Genomic DNA, 19,442 nt, shown 5'->3' with positions numbered 1-19,442 from the left:
CCGAGCCCGCGCGCCAGGTGAGCGGGGGCCCGGCGCCCGGCGGTTCGGTCGGCGGAGGGACGGCGGCCCGCCGCGCGCGTCCCGGCGGGCGGAGGGCATACGCTCGGTGAATGGCGAAGTACTTCGATGTGCACCCCGACAACCCCCAGCCGCGCGTGATCTCCCAGGTCGCCGACAGCGTCCGAGCCGACGCGCTCATCGCGTATCCCACCGACTCCTGCTACGCCCTGGGCTGCCGGCTGGGCAGCCGGGACGGGATCGACCGGATCCGGTCCATCCGGCGGCTGGACGACCGGCACCACTTCACCCTGGTGTGCCAGGACTTCGCGCAGCTCGGGCAGTTCGTGCGGATCGACAACGACGTGTTCCGCGCCATCAAGGCCTCCACGCCGGGCAGTTACACCTTCATCCTGCCCGCGACCCGGGAGGTGCCGCGGATGCTCCAGCACCCGAAGAAGAAGACCGTGGGCGTGCGCATCCCCGACCATGTGGTGACCCAGGCCCTCCTCGCCGAGCTGGGCGAACCGCTGCTCTCCAGCACGCTGCTGCTGCCGGACGAGGACGAACCCATGACCCAGGGCTGGGAGATCAAGGACCGGCTCGACCATGTGCTGGACGGCGTGGTCGACTCCGGGGAGTGCGGCACCGAGCCGACGACGGTCATCGACTTCTCCGGCGGCGAGGCGGAGATCGTCCGGCGGGGCGCGGGGGACGTCACCCGGTTCGAGTGAGCCGGGGGTGCCCGAGGGGCGCCGGAGAGCACGTGTCACCATGGCTGTGACCTGGCCCTTCCAGGGGCCGGGCCGGCGCCTCCCCACGCAGAAGGGCACGACCCCGCATGACCGTCGTCCAGGGAACCACCGTCGACCTCGTCACCGAGGACGGCGTCGCCGACGCCTATCTGAGCCGCCCCGACGACGGCGCGCCCCACCCCGCCGTCCTGCTCTGCATGGACGCCTTCGGACTGCGGCCCCGGCTGCGGGAGATGGCGGACCGGATCGCGGGGGCCGGGTACACCGTCCTGGTCCCGAACCTCTTCTACCGGCACGGCCGTACGCCGGTGGTGGAGATGCCCGGGTTCATCGACCCCGCCGCCCGCCCGGAGATCTTCGAGGAGCTCGGGCCCGTCATGCGGTCGCTCACTCCCGAACTCGCGGTACGGGACACCGGCGCGTATCTGCGGTGGCTGGCCGAGAACCCGTACACCACCGACGGCCCGGCCGGAGTGACCGGCTACTGCCTGGGCGCGCGGGTCGCGCTGCTCACCGCCGGGACCCACCCGGAGCGGGTGGCGGCGGTGGCCGGTTTCCACGGCGGGCGGCTGGCCACCGAGGACCCGGACTCCCCGCACCTGGTCGCCGCGAGCGTCACGGCCGAGGTGTACTTCGGTCACGCGGACCAGGACCCGGGGCTGCCCGTGGAGCAGATCGAGCGCCTGGAGAAGGCGCTCACCGAGGCGGGTGTCCGCCACCGCTGCGAGGTCTACGCGGGCGCCCACCACGGCTTCACCCAGTCCGACACGGCCGCCTACGACCGGCAGGCCGACGACCGCCACTGGACGGCCCTGCTCGACCTGCTGGCCCGGAACCTCACGACCTGACGCCCAGGTCTCCCAGGGGCGCGGGGAACTGCGCGACCAGCCACGACGGCGCCGCGGCCGCATGCTGAACGCCGTACCCCCGCTCCCCCTGGAGCGCCTATCGTGCGGATCATGACTTCGCAGGACTATCTCTCCGAACTGTTCTCCCTCGACGGACGCGTCGCCCTGGTGACCGGCGGCAGCTCCGGCATCGGCCGGGCCATCGCGGGCGCCCTCGCCGGCGCGGGGGCGAGCGTGGTGGTCGTCGCCCGCAGGGAGGCGGAACTGGTCTCCACGGTCGCGGAGTTGACGGAGGCCGGCGGCCGGGCCGCCTGGGTGAGCGCCGATCTGAGCACCCGGGACGGGGTGCGGGAGGCGGCCGAGGCCGCGGCCGCCGTGTTCGGCGAACCGGACATCCTGGTCAACTCCGCCGGGATCAATCTGCGGCCCCCCATGTCCGAACTGGACGACGAGGTCTGGGACACCACGATGGCCGTGAACCTGGACGCGCCCTTCCTGCTCGGCCGCCGGTTCGGGCCGGGCATGGCGGAGCGCGGCTTCGGGCGGATCATCCACATCACCTCCCAGCAGGCGCACCGGGCGTTCGTGCAGAGCGGCGCCTACGGCGTCTCCAAGGGGGCGCTGGAGTCGCTGGCCCGGTCCCAGGCGGAGGCATGGTCGCCGTACGGCGTCACCTGCAACACGCTGGTGCCGGGGTTCGTGATGACACCGCTCAACACCCGGCTGTCGTCGGACCCGGAGAAGGTGGCGGCGCTGGCCGCGCGCACCATGGTCGGGCGCAACGGCCTGGCCGAGGACTTCGCGGGGGCGGCGGTCTTCCTCGCGAGCCGCGCCTCCGCCTACGTCACCGGCCAGGCCCTCTTCGTGGACGGGGGATTCTCCGTCCACTGAGGAGGCCGCCGGGCCGTCAGCCGCCGACGTAGTCCGCGAGGTGCTCGCCGGTGAGCGTCGAGCGGGCCGCGATCAGGTCGGCGGGGGTGCCCTCGAAGACCACCTTGCCGCCGTCGTGACCGGCGCCGGGACCGAGGTCGATGATCCAGTCGGCGTGGGCCATGACGGCCTGGTGGTGCTCGATCACGATGACCGACTTGCCGGCGTCCACCAACCGGTCGAGCAGCCCGAGCAGTTGCTCGACGTCGGCGAGGTGGAGGCCGGTGGTCGGCTCGTCGAGGACGTAGACACCGCCCTTGTCGGCCATGTGCGTGGCCAGCTTCAGCCGCTGCCGTTCACCGCCGGAGAGGGTGGTGAGCGGCTGGCCGAGGGTGAGGTAGCCGAGGCCGACGTCCGCGAGCCGGCCCAGAATGGTGTGCGCGGCCGGGGTGCGCGCGTCGCCCGAGCCGAAGAACTCCTCCGCCTCCGTCACCGACATCGCCAGCACCTCGCTGATGTCGCGTCCGCCGAGGTGGTAGTCGAGGACCGCGGCCTGGAACCGCTTGCCCTCGCAGTCCTCGCAGGGGGTGGCGACGCTCTGCATGATGGCCAGGTCGGTGTAGATGACGCCCGCGCCGTTGCAGGTGGGGCAGGCGCCCTCGGAGTTGGCGCTGAACAGGGCGGGCTTGACGCCGTTGGCCTTCGCGAAGGCCTTGCGGATCGGGTCGAGCAGTCCGGTGTAGGTCGCCGGGTTGCTGCGCCGGGAGCCGCGGATCGGGGTCTGGTCGACCGACACGACGCCCTCGGCCGCGGGGATCGAGCCGTGCACCAGGGAGGACTTGCCGGAGCCGGCGACGCCGGTGACGACGGTCAGCACGCCGAGCGGGATGTCGACGTCGACGCCCTGGAGGTTGTTGGCCGTCGCCCCGCGGATCTTCAGGGCGTCGGTGGACTCGCGCACCGTCTCCTTCAGCGCGGCCCGGTCGTCGAGGTGGCGGCCGGTGACCGTGTCGGAGGAGCGCAGGCCGTCGAGGGCGCCCTGGAAGCAGACGGTGCCGCCACCGGAGCCGGCGCCGGGGCCGAGGTCGACGACGTGGTCGGCGATGGCGATGGTCTCCGGCTTGTGCTCCACGACGAGCACGGTGTTGCCCTTGTCCCGCAGCCTCAGCAGCAGGTTGTTCATCCGCTGGATGTCGTGCGGGTGCAGGCCGACGGTCGGCTCGTCGAAGACGTAGGTGACGTCGGTGAGGGAGGACCCTAGGTGGCGGATCATCTTGACGCGCTGCGCCTCGCCGCCGGACAGGGTGCCCGATGGCCGGTCCAGGGAGAGGTAGCCGAGGCCGATCTCCACGAACGAGTCGAGGGTCTGCTGGAGCGCGGTGAGCAGCGGCGCCACCGACGGTTCCGTCAACTCGCGGACCCAGGTGGCGAGATCGCGGATCTCCATCGCGCAGGCGTCGGCGATGGAGATCTTCTTGATCTTCGAGGAGCGGGCGCCCTCGCTGAGCCGGGTGCCGTCGCACTCGGGGCAGGTGGTGAAGGTGACGGCTCGCTCCACGAAGGCCCGGATGTGCGGCTGCATCGCTTCCTTGTCCTTGGACAGGAAGGACTTCTGGATCTTGGGGATCAGACCTTCGTAGGTCAGGTTGACGCCGTTGACCTTGACCTTGGTGGGTTCGCCGTAGAGGAAGTCCTGCATCTCCTTCTTGGTGAACCGGCGGATCGGCTTGTTCGGGTCGAGGAGACCGGACTGGGCGTAGATGCCCACGGTCCAGACGTTGTCGGACTTCCAGCCGGGGATGGTGAAGGCGCCCTCGGCGATCGACTTGGTGTCGTCGTAGAGCTGGCTCAGGTCGATGTCGGAGACCTTGCCGCGGCCCTCGCAGTGCGTGCACATGCCGCCGGTGCGTTCGAAGGTCGCCTTCTCCGCCTTGGTCTGGTTGCCGCGCTGCACGGTGATGGCGCCGCTCGCCTTCACCGAGGCCGTGTTGAAGGAGTACGCGGTGGGCGGGCCGATGTGCGGCTTGCCGAGGCGGCTGAAGAGGATGCGCAGCATGGCGTTGGCGTCGGTGGCGGTGCCGACGGTGGAGCGCGGGTCGGAGCCCATGCGCTGCTGGTCGACGCTGATCACGGTGGTCAGACCGTCGAGGACGTCGACCTCGGGCCGGGCCAGGTTGGCCATGAAGCCCTGGACGAAGGCGGGGTAGGTCTCGTTGATCAGCCGCTGCGACTCGACGGCGATGGTGTCGAAGACCAGGGAGCTCTTGCCGGAGCCGGAGACTCCGGTGAACACGGTCAGCCGGCGCTTGGGGATCTCGATGCTGACGTCCTTGAGATTGTTCTCGCGGGCGCCGTGCACGCGGATCATGTCGTGGCTGTCGGCGATGTGCGGCACAGGCGCCTGCGTGTCCGTCCTGGTGGCCCTGCTCATCGTGTCTCCGTCTCGTCGGTGCCGCCTGACCGGTTCTGACCGGCTTCGAACAGTACGTGAGGTTGTACTCGATCACCGCCGGAGCGGCAATTTCCGCTTTCCCGGCCGCCGGCGACGCCCATGAGGCCGGGCGCCGGGCACCACGTTAGGCGCCCGGCGCCCGGCCCCGCTTCTCCGTTCCTGACCGGTCCGCGCGCGGGCGGTTCGGTGGGTTCGGGTGGGGACGGTCCGCTCAGGCGGGGAGGGTCAGCAGGACCAGGCCCGTCGCGAGGACCGCGAGGCCGGCCCAGGACGCCGCTCCGAGGCGTTCGCCGAGCACGGCGACGCCCAGGACGGCCGCGACGGCCGGCTCGGCGAGGGTGAGGGTGGTGGCGACCGAAGCGGGTGTCCGCCGCAGTCCGCGTCCGAAGAGCCGGTAGGCCAGGAAGACGGTGAACAGGGCGAGGTACCCGGCGACCGCGGCGCCCCGGCCGGTGGCGAGCCATCCCGCTCCGGCCCCCAGGACCAGCGGCAGCACCAGCAGCCCGCCGCCGCCGAACAGCACCCCCATCACCGCGTCCGAGGCGTGTCCGCGGCTGATGAGCCCGCCGCCGATGAGCGAGTACACGGCGTACGACAGTCCGGCCCCGGCGGCGAGCAGGACACCGGCCGGTTCGACCGGTGTGCCGTGCCCGGTGAGCGCGGGGCCCAGCACCAGCAGGGCGCACCCCAGGACGGCGGCGAGGGTGGCGACGGTCCAGCGCGCCGTGGGCCGGGCCTGTCCGGACGCCAGGGCGAGCAGCCCGGCGAAGACCGGCGCGCTGCCCAGCGCGATCACCGTGGCCACGGCCACGCCGGTGGACGCGACCGCCGGATAGAAGGTCGTGGGGTAGGCGGCCACGGCCAGGGCGCCGAGGACGAGCAGCCGCCGCTCCCGGCGGGTGCAGGCGGCGGGCAGCCGGCGCGCGCCGGGGGCGGTGAGGAACAGCAGGAGTCCGCCGAGGACGAGTCCGGCACAGCCGACGGCGGCGGCCGGGGCGCCCGCGGGGGCCAGCGAACCGGCGGTGCCGGTCGTGCCCCACAGGACGGCGGAGACGAGGATGGGCGCGGCCCCGGTGAGGAGGCGGGGGCGGGCGGTCCGCGGTCCGGGGGTGTCCGGGCGCACGGGGGTGACAGGGGAGGTTCGGTTCGGCACTGGCGTGGTCTTTCGGTCGTCGCACACGTCTGGGAGGGGTCCGGAACGGGCGCACGACGCGGCTCCCCGGCCGCCGCGGGGGCGGGGCGGGGCCCGGAGGTTCAAAGCCGTCGGTGTCGGCGCCCGTCAGGCGGCGAGCGGCGGCAGAACGACGTGCCAGTAGGAGTTCATCCGGCGATATTAACCGATCACCCGAGGTGCGCCTGGGGGCACCTCGGGCTCTCGATGCGGGGCGCGTCGGGCTCTCGATGCGGGGCGCGTCGGGCTCTCGATGCGGGGCGCGTCGGGCTCTCGATGCGGGGCGCGTCGGGCCGGATGCCCAGCCTCCGCGGCCGTCCGCCCGGAACCGTGCACGGTGGGAGGCATCGCCGTGCGCTGTGGGGCAACCGCCCGCGCCGGGCCGTCCCTAGCGTGGGGGCACGCCTGCCACCGAGGCGGGCATCGAGCGAGACCCGGGAGTCACACATGTCCGACGCCTTCGAGCCGGTCCGGCCGGTCCTGGAGCCGGCCGCCGCCGCCTTCGCCGAGGCGACCGCCAACCCGCCCTATCTGTTCGAGCTGGCTCCGGCGGAGGGCCGCAAGGCGGTCGACGAGGTCCAGTCCGGGGAGATCGAGAAGCCCGCGGTCGACGAGGAGTGGGTCACGGTCGACGGCGGCCCCACCGGGAGCGTGCGGGCCCGCGTGGTCAGGCCCGCCGGCGCCGAGGGCGTCCTGCCGGTGATCCTCTACATCCATGGCGCCGGGTGGGTGTTCGGCAACGCGCACACCCATGACCGTCTGGTGCGGGAGCTGGCCGTCGGCGCGGGGGCCGCCGTGGTGTTCCCGGAGTACGACCTCTCCCCCGAGCACCGCTACCCGGTGGCCGTCGAGCAGAACTACACCGTGGCCCGGTGGGTCGTGACCGAGGGCGCGTCCAAGGGTCTGGACGGGGCGCGGCTGGCGGTCGCCGGTGACTCGGTCGGCGGCAACATGACGGCCGCGCTGACCCTGATGGCGAAGGAGCGGGGGGACGTGCCGCTGGTGCGGCAGGTGCTGTTCTACCCGGTGACCGACGCGAACTTCGACACGCCGTCCTACCGGCAGTTCGCCACCGGGTACTTCCTGCGCCGGGACGGCATGCAGTGGTTCTGGGACCAGTACACGACCGACGAGGCCGAGCGCGCGCAGATCACCGCCTCCCCGCTGCGCGCCACCACCGAGCAGCTGGCCGGGCTGCCCGAGGCTCTGGTCATCACCGGCGAGGCGGACGTCCTGCGGGACGAGGGCGAGGCCTACGCCAACAAGCTGCGCGCGGCCGGGGTCGCCGTCACCGCCGTCCGCTTCCAGGGCGTCATCCACGACTTCGTGATGCTGAACGCGCTGCGCGGGACGCACGCCGCCGAGGCCGCGATCACCCTCGCGGTCACCACGCTGCGTTCGGCGCTGCACCCCGCCTGACCCGGTGCCGTGAGGCATGCGCGAGGGGCCCCGTACCTGGTACGGGGCCCCTCGCGCATGCCGTCGGCGGATCAGTCGGTGCCGAACTCCATCGCCGCGCTGTCGAGCAGCTCGTCGCCGTCGGGGCTCGCGCCGCCGGAGGCGATGGCCTCGGCGCCGCCCTCGGTGAGGGCGCCGATCAGGCTGGTCGCGCCGGCCTCGACGGCCGCCGTCTGCGGGCCGCCGACCATGCCGAGCCCGGCGTACAGCTCCAGCTTGGTGCGGGAGTCGGCGATGTCGAGGTTGCGCATGGTGAGCTGGCCGATCCGGTCCACCGGGCCGAACGCGGCGTCCTCGGTGCGCTCCATGGAGAGCTTGTCCGGGTGGTAGCTGAACGTGGGACCGCTGGTGTCGAGGATCGAGTAGTCCTCACCGCGCCGCAGCCGCAGGGTCACCTCACCGGTCACGGCCTGGCCGACCCAGCGCTGGAGCGACTCGCGGATCATCAGCGCCTGCGGGTCCAGCCAGCGGCCCTCGTACATCAGCCGGCCCAGGCGCCGGCCCTCGTTGTGGTACTGGGCGAGGGTGTCCTCGTTGTGGATCGCGTTGACCAGGCGCTCGTACGCGGCGTGCAGCAGGGCCATGCCGGGCGCCTCGTAGATGCCGCGGCTCTTGGCCTCGATGATCCGGTTCTCGATCTGGTCCGACATGCCGAGGCCGTGCCGGCCGCCGATGGCGTTGGCCTCCATGACCAGGTCGACGGCGGAGGCGAACTCCTTGCCGTTGACGGTGACCGGGCGGCCCTGCTCGAAGCCGATCGTGACGTCCTCGGTGGGGATCTCCACCTCGGGGTCCCAGAACCGCACGCCCATGATCGGCTGCACGGTCTCCAGGCTGGTGTCCAGGTGCTCCAGGGTCTTGGCCTCGTGCGTGGCGCCCCAGATGTTGGCGTCGGTGGAGTACGCCTTCTCCGTGGAGTCCCGGTAGGGCAGGTCATGGGCGACCAGCCACTCCGACATCTCCTTGCGGCCGCCGAGTTCGGTCACGAAGTCCGCGTCGAGCCAGGGCTTGTAGATCCGCAGGTTCGGGTTGGCGAGCAGGCCGTAGCGGTAGAACCGCTCGATGTCGTTGCCCTTGAAGGTCGAGCCGTCGCCCCAGATCTGGACGTCGTCCTCCATCATGGCCCGCACCAGCAGGGTGCCGGTGACGGCCCGGCCCAGCGGCGTGGTGTTGAAGTACGCCCGGCCGCCGGAGCGGATGTGGAACGCACCGCAGGTCAGTGCCGCCAGCCCTTCCTCGACCAGCGCCGCGCGGCAGTCGACCAGGCGCGCGATCTCGGCGCCGTAGGTCTGCGCGCGGCCGGGCACCGACGCGATGTCGGGCTCGTCGTACTGGCCGATGTCGGCGGTGTAGGTGCAGGGCACGGCGCCCTTGTCGCGCATCCAGGCGACCGCCACCGAGGTGTCGAGGCCACCGGAGAAGGCGATCCCCACACGCGAGCCGACGGGGAGGGAGGTAAGCACTTTGGACATAGCAGAAGTATGCACGACGACGCATGAACATGCAACGCCGGGTGTACGGCGCCGTCGCGGGGGACGCGTCAGTTCCGAATAAGCGGTGACAAGTAGATGTGAAGGCTTGCTTCACACGGCACTCACACGTTTAACCTTGCACCACAACAAGCCATCGCTCTGGGGGAAATGGCGCATGGAAGGCACCATCGACGGGTTCCGCTACGGAGCGGTGACCCCTGCGGCGGCCTATGTGATGGCATGCCTGGGCGGAGCCCTGGGGCTGCGCTGCATCGTCCGGACCCTGATCAATCCGGAGTCCTGGCGGACCGGCTGGCTGGCGCTGGGCGCCACCTCGATCGGCTCCGGCATCTGGACCATGCACTTCATCGCGATGATCGGCTTCCAGGTCGAGGAGACCCGGATCCGCTACAGCGTCCCGCTGACCGTGCTGAGCCTGGTCGTGGCGATCGTGGTCGTCGGCATCGGCGTGTTCATCGTCGGCCACCGGGGCGCGGGCGCGGCCTCGCTCAGCGTCGCCGGCGTGATCACCGGACTCGGCGTCGCGGCCATGCACTACCTCGGCATGGCCGCGATGGAGCTGAACGGGGACATCCGATACGACACCGTCACCGTCGGCCTGTCGCTGGTGATCGCCGTCGCGGCCGCGAGCGCCGCGCTGTGGGCGGCCGTGTCGGTGCGGGGCTTCCTGGCGAGCCTCGGGGCCAGCCTGGTGATGGGCGTGGCCGTGTCGGGCATGCACTACACGGGCATGGCGGCGGTCGACGTCCATCTGCACGCGACGGCCATGGACTCGTGGTCGGGGGACTCACCCACCTCCCTGCTGCTGCCCATGCTGCTGGGACCGTGCGTGTTCCTGCTGCTGGCCGGCGTGGTGGTGATGTTCGACCCGCTGCTGGTGCTCGGCGAGGGCGAGTGGAACCGCAAGGCGCCGCGCACCGCCCCGGAGCCCGAACCCGCCCCTTCCGCCTTCGCCCCGCGGAACAAGGGCCGCCAGCGCAGCGGCAGTTGGTGAAACGGTCCTGCGGCGGGCCGTCAAGAGCGGTCCGCCGTAAGCGTGTTCGTAGATCGTTGTTACGGTTCACCGGTGCCCGACTCTTCACGCGACACTCCTGAAGGAGCCGGCTGGGGCACCGCGGAACGCGGTGCTTACCGGCGGCTGATGCCCACCGAGGTCCAGAAGATCTCCTGGCTCGACCCACGGATGCTCTGGGCGGCCCGCAACGGCGTGCTGGCCTCCTGGTTCGGCGACCCGACCGGCCGCACCCGCGGCCGCTGGGTGGCGCAGCGGACGGCGGCGGGCGCCCCCGCGGACAAGGTCGTCCGGCGGACCGACCCCGACCGCTTCTCGTTCCTGGTCATCGGGGACACCGGCGAGGGCGGCGAACCCCAGTACGCCGTCGTGCCGGGGCTGCTGGCGGCGGGCGCTGACACCAGCTTCGCGGTGCTGGCCAGCGACGTCATCTATCCGGTGGGCAGCGCGGACGACTACGCCACGAAGTTCTTCCGCCCCTACCGGGACTACCCGGCGCCGATCTACGCGATACCCGGCAACCACGACTGGTACGAGGACCTCGGCGCCTTCATGCGGGTCTTCTGCGGCGACGCCCCGCCCCTGCCGCCCGAGCCGGCGCCGCGCCCGCTGACCCGGGCCTGGCTGCGCGCCCTGCTCTGGCACCGGCCGAGCGACACCGACGGCCGCCACCTGGACGAGGCCCGCACGTACCGCTCCGACCCGGCCCAGGAGGCGGTCCAGCCCGGCCCGTACTGGGCCATCGACGCGGGTCCGGTGCGCATCGTCGGCCTCGACACCGGGCTGCTCGGCACGATCGACGCCGAGCAGGGCGCCTGGCTGCGCGAGGTCTCCCGCGACCCCCGGCCGAAGATCCTGATCACCGGCTCGCCCCTGTACGTGGACGGCGCCCACCACCCGTGCGCGATCGAGGGCGGCGGCACGGTCGACGAGATCGTCCGCGACCCGGCGCACCGCTATGTGGCCGCGATCGGCGGCGACATCCACAACTACCAGCGCTATCCGGTGCGGGTGGGCGACCGGACGATCCAGTACGTGGTCGCGGGCGGCGGCGGTGCCTTCATGCACGCCACGCACACCATCGGCCGGGTCGACGTGACGGACGTGACCGAGGGGGACTTCCGCTGCTACCCGCTGCGCGGTGACTCGCTGGCCTTCTACAGCACGCTGTACGGCCGCCGGACGCGGCTGCGCCGCTTCTTCACGCTCACCGAGGCGGAGGCGGCGGCGGTGGTCGCCGAACGCCTGGGCATCCCCCTGACCCGGGACCAGCGCGCCGAGGTCCGGATCACCCGGCGCGTCCGCCTGGTGGCGAGCCTGCTGGGCGCCGGCCGCCGCCCCGACCGCACCGCCCGCCTCCGGCTGCCGGTGCGCAAGATCTACACGTCCCTGTTCTCCCCGGGCTCCGCGACCTACAGCCCGCCGTTCTTCAAGTGCTTCCTGCGCCTGGACGTCTCCCCCGAGTCGGTGCGGCTGCGCTGCTACGCCGCCACCGGCAACCGCGCCCAGGAGACCGACCCGCCGGTGGAGGACGAGGTGACGATTCCGCTGGCCTGAACGGGACGGCACCGGCCCGCGCGCGGTTGCACGGCATCTCCTCCCCGGTCACCTGCCGGCCACGGTCGACGTCGTGTCCGGCGGCCGGCCGACCTCTCCGGGGCCGGGGGTCACCGTTCGGCCCGGTCGAACTCCTCGTCGAGCGCCAGGGCGGCGGTGATCAGCGCGAGATGGGTGAACGCCTGCGGGAAGTTGCCCAGTTGGTGTCCGGTGGGGCCGATCTCCTCCGCGAAGAGACCGACGTGGTTGGCGTAGGTCAGCATGTTGTCGAAGGCGTACCTGGCCTGGTGGAGCCGGCCGGCGCGGGCCAGGGCGTCGACATAGAGGAAGCTGCACAGGGAGAAGGTGCCCTCGTCGCCGCGCAGGCCGTCCGGTGAGGCGGCGGGGTCGTAGCGGTGGACGAGACTGTCGGCCACCAGGTCGGTGTCCATGGCGTCCAGCGTGGACTGCCAGCGCGGGTCGCCCGGCGTGATGAAGCCGACCGCCGGCATGAGCAGCAGCGAGGCGTCGAGCACGTCGCCGCCGTAGTGCTGGACGAACGCCCCGCGCCGCTCGCTCCAGCCGCGCTCCATGATCTGGCGGAGGATGGTGTCGCGGGTCCGGGTCCAGGTGGTGAGGTCGGCGGGGCGGGCCAGGGCGCGGGCGACGCGGATGCCCCGGTCGAAGGCGGTCCAGCACATGACCCGGCTGTAGGTGAAGTCCTCGCGGCCCCCTCGGGTCTCCCAGATGCCCTCGTCCGGGCGGTCCCAGTGGTGCACCAGCCAGTCCAGGAGCGCGGACAGCCCGAGCCAGCCGTCGTAGTGCAGGTACCGGGCGAGGTCGTCGATGCGGGTGAGGGCGTACACCGCCTCGCCGTAGATGTCGAGCTGGAGCTGGTCGGCGGCGCCGTTGCCGATCCGTACGGGGGCCGAACCCCGGTAGCCCTCCAGGTGGTCGAGGGTCTCCTCGGCGAGGTGGGGGTCGCCGTCGATCCGGTACATGATCTGCAGGGGCTCGCCCGTGACCGTGCGGCGCTCCATCAGCCGGGCGGCGATCCAGCGGCGGAAGGCCTGGGCCTCCTCGACGAAGCCCAGGCCGAGCAGGGCGTTCAGGGACAGCGACGCGTCCCGCACCCAGGTGTAGCGGTAGTCCCAGTTGCGTTCGCCGCCGAGTTGCTCGGGCAGGCCGGCCGTAGCCGCCGCGACGGGGGCGCCGGTGGGCGCGTAGGTGAGCAGCTTCAGGGTGATCGCGGACCGGTTGACCGTCTCCTGCCAGCGGCCCCGGTAGGTGCTGCGGCGGATCCACCGGTACCAGAAGGCGCGGGTGTCGTCGAACTCGGCGCGGAGGGACTCGGCCGTGGGCGGCTCCGGCCGGTCCCCGCCCGCCGCGCGGACCGTCAGCACGGTCGCCGCCCGCTCCCCCTGCCGCAGTTCCACCTCGGCCCGGACGTCGTCACCGTCCCGTTCCAGCACCAGCGGCCCCGCGGGCTGGAGGTGGACGTCGAGGCCGGGGCCCGCGAAACGGGCGACGCCGTCGTCGAGGGTGAGCCGGTGCGGGGCGCGGGCGTAGTCGAAGCGGGGCCGGCAGGACAGGGTGAAGCGGACCCGGCCCCGCGTGACCCGCAGGACCCGGACCAGCCGGTGCCGGTCGGTGGCCGTCTCCGGCCGGTCCACCGGCATGAAGTCGACCACCTCACCGACCCCGTCGGGGGTGAGGAACCGGGTGATGAGGACGGCGGTGTCGGCCAGGTACAGCTGGCGGGAGGTGACCTCGGGCCCGTCCACGGTGACCGCGAAGTGGCCGCCGCGGTCGTGGTCGAGGAGCGCGGCGAAGATGCTGGGCGAGTCGAACCGGGGCGCGCAGAACCAGTCGATCACGCCGTCGGAGGAGACGAGGGCCGCGGTCTGGAGGTCGCCCACCATGCCGTGGTCCTCGATGGGCGGGTAGCGGCGCATGGCGATCGGTTCCTTCCCGTGTGCCGGTCCGTGCCACCGGGCCGCCCCGGCCGGTGGCGCGCCCGCTCGGACGGTGACGCGCGTCCGCGGGGCGCGGATGTCAGGGGGTGACGACGGCGAAGTCGGGGTCCGGTTCGACGAGGTGGCCGAGCAGCTCCGTGAGCCGGCCGAGGTCGCCGGAGACCTCGACGCCCTCCCGTGCCGCCAGATCGTCCGGCCCGAGGACACCGAGCAGGACGCCCCGCAGTTCCGCCTCGTCGAGCCCGATCTCCAGATCGGGCTCGGCCGCCGCGGCGCCGCTGCCGGTGCCATGGGTGAGGACGCCGTTGCGCAGGCGCATCGTGACGGCCTCGCCGTCCCTGATCCGCCAGCGCACCACGATGTCCGCGTCCCGGCTGCCGGGACCGTCGACCCGGATGGCCAGGGCGTCGAAGAGCTGCTCCAGCGTCAGCGCAGCCAGCAGGTCCGGGGAGTTGGTCTTGGTGGGTGTGCCCACCGGGCCGTGCCGCAGCTCGTGGGCGCCGGTGAGGTAGAAGTTGCGCCAGGTGCCGTTCTCGCTGCCGTAGCCGAGCTGTTCGAGGGCGTCGGCCTGGAGCGCGCGGGCCTCGCCGTTCTCCGGGTCGGCGAACACCACGTGGTTGACGACCTGGGCGACCCAGCGGAAGTCCCCCTCGGCGAAGGACTGCCGGGCGCGGCGCAGCACTTGGGCGGCGCCGCCCATGAAGTCGACGTAGCGCCGGGCGGCCTCGGCCGGCGGGTGCTCCCACAGATGGGCCGGGTTGCCGTCGAACCAGCCGAGGTAACGCTGGTACACGGCCTTGGTGTTGTGGCTGACCGAGCCGTAGTAGCCGCGGGTGTGCCAGGCCCGTTCCAGGGCCGGGGGCAGCTCCATCCGCTCGGCGATCTCCAGTGCGGTCAGGCCCTGGTTGAGCATGCGCAGGGTCTGGTCGTGGAGGTAGGCGTACAGGTCGCGCTGCTCGGACAGGAAGGCGACGATCCGCTCACGGCCCCACACCGGCCAGTGGTGGGACGCGAAGGCGACCTCGCTGGTGTCGGCGAACAGGTCGACGGCCTCGGTGAGGTAGCGGGCCCACACCCGCGGGTCGCGGACCTGGGCGCCGCGCAGGGTGAGCAGATTGTGCAGGTTGTGGGTGGCGTTCTCGGCCATGCACAGCGCCGCCCGGTCGGGGAAGTGGACGTTCAGCTCGGCGGGCGCCTCGGTGCCCGGGGTGAGCTGGAAGACCATGCGGACGCCGTCCACCGTCTCCGTCTGCCCGGTGCGCGTGATGTGGACGTTCGGCGGGATGAGGCCGACCACGCCGGTCGCCGTGGTCTGCCCGAGTCCGGCACCGATCTGCCCGCGCTCGCCCTTGGCCAGGGCGGCGCCGTACATGTAGGCGGCGCGGCGGGCCATGGCCGTACCGGCGTACACGTTCTCGCTGACGGCGTGCTCCAGGAAGCCCTCCGGGGCGAGGACCGGTACGCCCCGCTCGATGTCCTCCTCGGTCAGCACACCGCGGACGCCGCCGAAGTGGTCGACGTGGCTGTGGGTGTACAGCACGCCCGTCACGGGGCGGTCCGCGCGGTGGGCGCGGTACAGGGCGAGGCCCGCGGCGGCGGTCTCGGCGCACAGCAGCGGGTCGATGACGAAGACGCCGCGCTGCCCCTCGACGAGGGTCATGTTCGACAGGTCGAAGCCGCGTACCTGGTAGATGCCCTCGGTCACCTCGAACAGGCCGTGGTCGGCGCAGAGTCCGCCCTGCCGCCACAGACTGGGGTTGGCCGTGCTGGGGCAGTCCCCCGCCAGGAAGCCGTAGGCGTCGAGGTCCCAGACCGTACGGCCCTCGGCGTCCCGGACGATGTTCTCGGCCGCCGTGCCGAGGAAGCCCCGGCGGGCGTCCTCGAAGTCCCGTTCGTCGTCGAAGGGGAGTCGTCGGCGGACCTCCTGGTTGGCCCGGGCGATCGCCGGTTCCGCGGGCCTGGCCCCGGTGTCCTGCGCCATGTCGCTCTCCCTCGCTGACGGCGGCCGCGGCCGTCCCTGCGGCACGGCCCGAGCCCACCCTGCCCCGGCGGGTACCACCACCACGAGCGGTGCGGGCCGTACGGGGTACGGCGCCCCGCGCCCACGACCGCTTCGGCGCCGGCGGGTGACCGGGTCCCCGATCGGCTCAGCAGGGCTCGCCGCGCGTCGCGGGCCCCCCTTGACTGTCGGGGACGGTCCGACGCGGGGTGGGAGCGGGAGGCGGCATGGCGTGGACGACCCGGATCCAGCGCCTGCGCGCCCGTACCGAACAGCGCTTTCCCGTCGTGACCGAGGTGACGGGCCGGCTGCTGGGGGCGAACCTGCTGGACTCCGCGACCCGGCTCGCGGCGCAGGTGTTCCTCGCGGCGGTGCCGCTGCTGTTCGCCGTCGCCGCCTTCGCCCCGTCGAGCGTCCGTGACCAGCTGCGGGACTCGCTGCGGGCCATCTTCGGTCTGAGCGGCGCGTCGGACGCGCAGTTGAAGCAGGTGCTGGAGCACTCCTCGGACGAGGAGCTGCGGGAGACCACCGGTGCCGTCGGCGTGGTGGTGGCGCTGGTCTCGGCGACGAGTTTCAGCCGTGTCATGGCCCGGGTCTGCGAGCGGGCCTGGCTGCTGCCGAGGGCGAGTACCCGGATCGCGGCGTGGCGCTGGGTGGTGTGGCTGCTGGTCATGGTGCTGGTGGTCATCCTCCAGGGGCCGATCCGCGGCGGATTCGGCGTCGGGCTGTGGCTGGGCACCGTCATCCTCTTCCTGGTCAGCACGGGTGTGTGGCTGTGGACCCAGCATCTGCTGCTGGCCAACCGGATCCCGTGGCTGCCGCTGCTGCCCGGCGCGCTGCTGGCGGCGGGCGCCACCACGGCCCTGTCGCTGACGGCGCGCCTCTACGTGCCGAACGCGCTCAACCGGGCGCTGGCGGAGTACGGCTCGCTGGGTCTGGTCCTGACCATGCTGTCCTGGCTGATCGTGGTGTGCGCCGCCGTCACCTGCGCGGTGACCGTGGGCGCCGTGCTGGCGGAGGAGTGGCCGGGGCTGCCGGGCCGGCCCGAGCAGTAGCGGCCCGGGTCCGGTTCCGGACGGCCGGGGTTCGGCGCACCGGGCCTCGGGGCTGCCGTCCTGTGTTCTACTCGCTCACACGACGAAGCGACGACGGAGACCCCCATGGGCGTGCTGCACGGCTACTTCCAGGCGAGCGACCACGCGACGGCGGTGGACGCCGCCTTCGGTCCCGGTGGCGTCGGACCGGGAAGGGTCCTGGAGGCGGGCGCCGGCCGGTTCGACGCGCGGGGCCCGGATCCGGACGTCGCCCTGGCCGCCCTGGTGGTCCACGCGGAGGCCGCCCCCCGCGCCGTCCGCCCGGACGGCCCGGAGCTGGTGTGGCCCGAGCCGTGCGACCTCCGGCAGGATTCGGCCGGGTCCGACTGGGCCTGGCACACGGGGCTGGTCCTCCAGCAGCTCCCGGACCGGTGGCGGGACGTGCTCGCCGACCTGCCCGAGGAGGCCGTACCCCTGGTGGCGGCCCAGTGGTACGAGGGCGACGACGTGGACTTCACCGACTACGCCGTCACCCGGGACACCGTCGAGGCGCTGGCCCGCCTGGCCCGTGGCGCACGTGCGGCGGGCGGCCACCTGTACTGCCGCAGCGGCCCCCCGGCGCGCGCCGCCTGAGCCGTCCCGGGCGGGCCGTCACCAGCGGCCCGGCTCGCTGCCCGTCAGCGGCTCCGCCGGCTTGCCGTCGACGCCCACCGGTACCTCCCCGGCGAGCATCACCCGGTGCATGACCCGCGGGTGATCCAGGTGGGCGTTGTCGGAGGGGGCGAGGTGGATGGTGGCCCGGTTGTCCCAGAAGGCGACGCTGCCGGGTTCCCAGCGGAAGCGGACGGTGTACTCGGGGCGGACCGCCTGGTCCAGGAGGAGGTCGAGCAGGGCCTGGCTCTCGGCGCGGGACAGATCGGTGATCTGGTCCAGGTAGTAGCCGTTGACGTAGAGGATCCGCTCGCCGGTCTCCGGGTGGACGCGCACCAACGGGTGGAGCGTCGCCACCTGGTGGTCCAGCAGATGCCGTACGTAGGCGTCGTCCCCGGGGCGGGCCTGGTAGCCGACGCCGAGGCGGTGCTCGGCCCTGAGGCCGGACACGAACTCCCGCATCGGGGCGGACAGTCCGGCGTAGGCCGCCGCCAGGTTGGACCAGGTCGTGTCCCCGCCGTAGGGCGGAACCGTCTCCGCGCGCAGGATCGTCGCGGCGGGCGGGTCGACGCGGGCGCCGTGGTCGCAGTGCCAGCCGCGCAGCAGGGTGTGCCGGCGGCGGCGCAGCCATTCGTCGTGGTCCATGCCGAACCGGCCGCCGAGTTCGAGGCGGTCGGCCGTCGTCTCCACCTCGGGGAAGCCGTCCGGGGACGCCTTGCCCCGGCGCGGCAGCACGACGGGGTCCCCGAAGCGGCGCGCGAACGCCACATGACCGGCGTGGTCCAGCCGTTGCCCCCGGAAGAAGACCACCTTCCACCGCAGCACCGCCGCCCTGATCGCGGCGACCACGGCGTCGTCCAGGTCGGCGGCCAGGTCCACGCCGGTGATCTCCGCGCCGATGTGCCCGGCCACCGGTCGCACCTCGATCCCGGCGGCCCGCTCCGTCCCCCGGGCCCCGGCCCTCTTGGTCGTCATGCGCACTCCGTCGTCGGTCCTCGGGGCCGGCTCGGGTTCCCGCCGCCCCCTCAAGATCGTGTCAGGGAAAGGCGGTTGTGGCGAGGGCGCGCCGGGCTCAGCTCTCGCGGGCGCGTCGGGCGGGGATCAGCTCTCGCGGGCGCGCAGGGCCGCCAGCGCGCGGTCGGCGTGGGCGTTCATGCGCAGCTCGCTGCGCACGACCTCCAGCACCTTGCGGTCCTGGCCGATGACGAAGGTGGTCCGCCTGGTCGGGGCCAGCGACAGCCCTCGCTTCACGCCGAACCGCTCCCGGACGGTGCCGTCGACGTCGGCGAGGAGCGGCATGCCGAGCGTGTGGCGCCCGGCGAACTCCTGCTGACGCTCGACGGGATCGCCGCTGATGCCGACCGGCCGGGCGCCGGCGGCGGCGAACTCGGCGGCCAGGTCGCGGAAGTGGCAGGCCTGCGCGGTGCAGCCGGCGGTGAGGGCCGCCGGGTAGAAGAACAGCACCACCGGCCCCTCGGCGAGCAGTTCGGACAGCTTGCGGGTGGTGCCGGTCTCGTCGGGGAGGGCGAAGTCCTCGACCGTGTCCCCGATCTCCACACGTGCGCTCACTTCTGTCCCTCCGTGGTCCGGGCGGTGCGTCGTCCGCCACCGGATGTTACCGGAGGGTACGCCGAAGCGGACCGCTCAGGTCCGGGCCGACTGCTGTTCCGGCTCCTCCTCGACGGCGTACACCAGGAAGTCGTCGACCATACGGTGGAAGAGTCCGGCCAACTGCCGCAGCTCCTCCGGCTCCCAGCCCGCAAGCGCCAGTTGCATGCCCCGGACTCCGGCGGCGCGCACATCGGCGACGGCGCGCCGGCCGGACTCGGTGAGTTCGATGCGCTGGGCACGGCGGTCGGCGGGGTCGGGGACGCGGGAGAGGTACCCGGACCGCTCCAGTTGCTGGACGGTGCGCGTGACGTGCGAGGCCTCCACTCCGAGGCGGTGGGCCAGTTCCCCCGGGCGCAGCGGCTCCGACTCGGCGACCTGCCGCAGCAGCGCCACGGCGGCACGGTCGAGCGGGACGCCCGCCGCCGCCATCAGGCGCTCGTGGTGGCGGGCGCGCGTGCTCAGGTAGGTGATCCGGCTGAGGGCGCGCTCGATCTCGGTCACTTCTGGGGAGGCGGGGCCGTCCGGGAGGGGGGTGGGCATACCTCCACTTTACCATCTCGTTGCCTAACTCAATCAACT

General features: G+C 72.8%; 16 protein-coding genes. 8 read left to right on the top strand and 8 right to left on the bottom strand.

What is annotated here, in order from left to right; translation table 11 throughout:
- Nucleotides 1–110: 110 nt before the first annotated feature.
- The 3 genes from AB0E07_RS32590 to AB0E07_RS32580 all read left to right on the top strand — a co-directional run bounded on the left by AB0E07_RS32590 (nucleotide 111) and on the right by AB0E07_RS32580 (nucleotide 2,491).
- A complete protein-coding gene (locus tag AB0E07_RS32590; RefSeq protein ID WP_362260198.1) occupies nucleotides 111–731 on the top strand; it encodes an L-threonylcarbamoyladenylate synthase in 621 nt (206 codons plus the stop codon).
- Nucleotides 732–838: 107 nt separating this feature from the next.
- A complete protein-coding gene (locus tag AB0E07_RS32585; protein WP_362260196.1) occupies nucleotides 839–1,600 on the top strand; it encodes a dienelactone hydrolase family protein in 762 nt (253 codons plus the stop codon).
- A 111-nt stretch (nucleotides 1,601–1,711) separates the two neighbouring features.
- Nucleotides 1,712–2,491, top strand: coding sequence for an SDR family oxidoreductase (locus AB0E07_RS32580; protein WP_362260194.1), 780 nt, complete (start codon nucleotides 1,712–1,714; stop codon nucleotides 2,489–2,491).
- Between the two features lie 16 nt (nucleotides 2,492–2,507).
- Here AB0E07_RS32580 and AB0E07_RS32575 read toward each other — a convergent pair whose 3' ends face one another.
- Nucleotides 2,508–4,901, bottom strand: coding sequence for an excinuclease ABC subunit UvrA (locus AB0E07_RS32575; RefSeq protein WP_362260192.1), 2,394 nt, complete (start codon nucleotides 4,899–4,901; stop codon nucleotides 2,508–2,510).
- 232 nt (nucleotides 4,902–5,133) lie between these two features.
- On the bottom strand, nucleotides 5,134–6,045 hold the full coding sequence (locus tag AB0E07_RS32570; protein WP_362260190.1) for an EamA family transporter: 912 nt from the start codon (nucleotides 6,043–6,045) through the stop codon (nucleotides 5,134–5,136).
- Nucleotides 6,046–6,540: 495 nt separating this feature from the next.
- Between AB0E07_RS32570 and AB0E07_RS32565 the strand changes: the two genes are divergently transcribed.
- A complete protein-coding gene (locus tag AB0E07_RS32565; protein ID WP_362260188.1) occupies nucleotides 6,541–7,512 on the top strand; it encodes an alpha/beta hydrolase in 972 nt (323 codons plus the stop codon).
- Between the two features lie 71 nt (nucleotides 7,513–7,583).
- Here AB0E07_RS32565 and argG read toward each other — a convergent pair whose 3' ends face one another.
- Nucleotides 7,584–9,023, bottom strand: coding sequence for an argininosuccinate synthase (gene argG / locus AB0E07_RS32560; RefSeq protein WP_362260186.1), 1,440 nt, complete (start codon nucleotides 9,021–9,023; stop codon nucleotides 7,584–7,586).
- Nucleotides 9,024–9,198: 175 nt separating this feature from the next.
- Between argG and AB0E07_RS32555 the strand changes: the two genes are divergently transcribed.
- Both AB0E07_RS32555 and AB0E07_RS32550 read left to right on the top strand, forming a co-directional pair.
- A complete protein-coding gene (locus tag AB0E07_RS32555) occupies nucleotides 9,199–10,038 on the top strand; it encodes an MHYT domain-containing protein (RefSeq protein WP_362260184.1) in 840 nt (279 codons plus the stop codon).
- A gap of 72 nt (nucleotides 10,039–10,110) precedes the next feature.
- The gene (locus AB0E07_RS32550; protein ID WP_362260182.1) at nucleotides 10,111–11,613 is read left to right on the top strand and encodes a metallophosphoesterase; all 1,503 of its coding nucleotides are present in this window, start codon (nucleotides 10,111–10,113) and stop codon (nucleotides 11,611–11,613) included.
- Between the two features lie 110 nt (nucleotides 11,614–11,723).
- On the opposite strand, the gene AB0E07_RS32545 is transcribed toward AB0E07_RS32550, so the two are convergent.
- Together AB0E07_RS32545 and AB0E07_RS32540 are read right to left on the bottom strand one after the other, a co-directional pair.
- The gene (locus AB0E07_RS32545; protein WP_362260180.1) at nucleotides 11,724–13,547 is read right to left on the bottom strand and encodes a glycoside hydrolase family 15 protein; all 1,824 of its coding nucleotides are present in this window, start codon (nucleotides 13,545–13,547) and stop codon (nucleotides 11,724–11,726) included.
- 100 nt (nucleotides 13,548–13,647) lie between these two features.
- Entirely contained in the window at nucleotides 13,648–15,549 is a 1,902-nt protein-coding gene (locus AB0E07_RS32540) for an alkyl sulfatase dimerization domain-containing protein (RefSeq protein WP_362260178.1), read from the bottom strand.
- 245 nt (nucleotides 15,550–15,794) lie between these two features.
- Between AB0E07_RS32540 and AB0E07_RS32535 the strand changes: the two genes are divergently transcribed.
- Nucleotides 15,795–16,622 (top strand): YhjD/YihY/BrkB family envelope integrity protein, encoded by an 828-nt coding sequence (locus tag AB0E07_RS32535; protein WP_362260176.1) that lies wholly within the window; start codon nucleotides 15,795–15,797, stop codon nucleotides 16,620–16,622.
- 105 nt (nucleotides 16,623–16,727) lie between these two features.
- The gene (locus AB0E07_RS32530) at nucleotides 16,728–17,234 is read left to right on the top strand and encodes a hypothetical protein (RefSeq protein WP_362260174.1); all 507 of its coding nucleotides are present in this window, start codon (nucleotides 16,728–16,730) and stop codon (nucleotides 17,232–17,234) included.
- Nucleotides 17,235–17,252: 18 nt separating this feature from the next.
- Here AB0E07_RS32530 and AB0E07_RS32525 read toward each other — a convergent pair whose 3' ends face one another.
- The 3 genes from AB0E07_RS32525 to AB0E07_RS32515 form a co-directional block, all read right to left on the bottom strand.
- Complete coding sequence (locus AB0E07_RS32525) at nucleotides 17,253–18,227, bottom strand: TauD/TfdA family dioxygenase (protein ID WP_362260172.1); 975 nt, start codon at nucleotides 18,225–18,227, stop codon at nucleotides 17,253–17,255.
- 126 nt (nucleotides 18,228–18,353) lie between these two features.
- Nucleotides 18,354–18,821 carry a peroxiredoxin gene (locus AB0E07_RS32520; protein WP_362260170.1) on the bottom strand — a complete coding sequence of 156 codons (468 nt, stop codon included), beginning with the start codon at nucleotides 18,819–18,821 and terminating at the stop codon, nucleotides 18,354–18,356.
- A gap of 75 nt (nucleotides 18,822–18,896) precedes the next feature.
- Entirely contained in the window at nucleotides 18,897–19,403 is a 507-nt protein-coding gene (locus tag AB0E07_RS32515) for a MarR family transcriptional regulator (RefSeq protein WP_362260167.1), read from the bottom strand.
- Between the last annotated feature and the right edge of the window lie 39 nt (nucleotides 19,404–19,442).

Origin of the sequence: Streptomyces sp. NPDC048002, assembly GCF_040653275.1 — a bacterium.
Taxonomy (GTDB): domain Bacteria; phylum Actinomycetota; class Actinomycetes; order Streptomycetales; family Streptomycetaceae; genus Streptomyces.
The sequence above is the reverse complement of the archived record's forward strand: the minus strand, read 5'-3'. Positions and strand labels throughout refer to the sequence as shown.